The organism is Pseudomonas sp. RIT623 (genome assembly GCF_004519305.1).
Lineage (GTDB): Bacteria > Pseudomonadota > Gammaproteobacteria > Pseudomonadales > Pseudomonadaceae > Aquipseudomonas.
The window spans coordinates 1-1,219 of sequence record NZ_SOZA01000085.1 but is presented as its reverse complement, the minus strand read 5'-3'; the positions used below and the strand labels follow the sequence as shown (position 1 = coordinate 1,219).

At 54.9% G+C, this 1,219-nt stretch carries 1 protein-coding gene; it reads right to left on the bottom strand.

What is annotated here, in order from left to right:
• Positions 1 to 31: 31 nt before the first annotated feature.
• Entirely contained in the window at positions 32 to 1,156 is a 1,125-nt protein-coding gene (locus E3U47_RS24750) for an IS481 family transposase (RefSeq protein WP_134694190.1), read from the bottom strand.
• Positions 1,157 to 1,219: the final 63 nt, after the last annotated feature.

Genomic DNA, 1,219 nt, shown 5'->3' with positions numbered 1-1,219 from the left:
CTGACACATGTGCGCAGACATGGTTGACACATTATGGTCCGTAATCAGGTTTATTCACGTCGATGGTGCGCAGGCGTTGGTGGCAAAAATAGACATCGAACATGCCCCCACCGTCTCGCCCGGGGCGTATCGCTATGGTCTGCCCGACTAAGCCTTTTGCGATGCTGAAATAGCGTTTCTGGAAGCGAAAGCGACCGTGGTAAACCTTGGCCAGGATATCGTCTGGCGCATACTCAAAATCCTCAAGCTGATTTGGGTAGGCCCACGGACTGGGGTGATATCTGGTCATCGGCACTTGATACCCCAATGCCTGATGAGGGCGTTGTAAGTTGTAAATTTCCCGCCATCGGTCAAATGCTGTCTGGGCTTGCACCAAGGTAGAGAACTGCCGCCCATCGAGTACTTCAGCCTTCAAGGAGCGGTGGAAACGCTCAATTTTGCCATTCGTTTGAGGATGGTACGGACGACTGAAACTTATCTGTATCCCCAGCCGAATCAACCAGATACTGAGTTCTGTAACCTCTCCAGGATTGCGCGGTGAGCCCCACGGAGCACCATTATCGACGTTGATTCGGACCGGTAGGCCGTAACGCTGGAAGACCTCTGTCATCTTCTCCTTGACCGTCGCTCCTCGCTCGTTATCGCAAGCGTGAATGGCCAAATTGAAGCGAGAGTGATCGTCAAGGATGGTCAGTGGATGACACCGGCCTTGCTGTAGGGCGAAGTGTCCTTTGAAGTCCATCTGCCAGAGATCGTTGGGCGCATCATGCTCAAACCTAAGCCGAGCCTCTCGTGCCTTCTCAGTACTCTGGATCAGTTCATGGCGGTGCAATACGTTGGTGACGGTGCTGGGGGCAATGCGCTTGCTCAGCAGGCTGCTGATTGTGCGTCCGCCCCAGGCCGGGTGCTCCTGTCGAAGTGCAACGACTTCCGCTTCCAACGCAGCTTCGGTCAAGCGAGGGCTACTAGCCGGCCTCCGAGATCGTTCTTGTAGAGCGGCCGAGCCACCTTGTTCAAAACGGCGCAGCCACTTGTATCCGGTTTGAGGACTGATGCTGAAGCGTCGGCATAACTCTCGAATATTGGCATCCGGTTGGCGCGCCAGGGATACGAATTCTTCTTTCAGGCTCATGGCGTTTCTCACGTTCCAAGGCATGGCGAAAATCCTGGCAAAGGGGGCTGCCGGGAAGTGTCAACCATGTCTCCGTACACGTGTCCA

What these genes read in the sequence shown, in the direction of transcription:
- E3U47_RS24750 (WP_134694190.1), bottom strand. Translation starts at nt 1,156, where the DNA reads ATGCCTTGGAACGTGAGAAACGCCATGAGCCTGAAAGAAGAATTCGTA.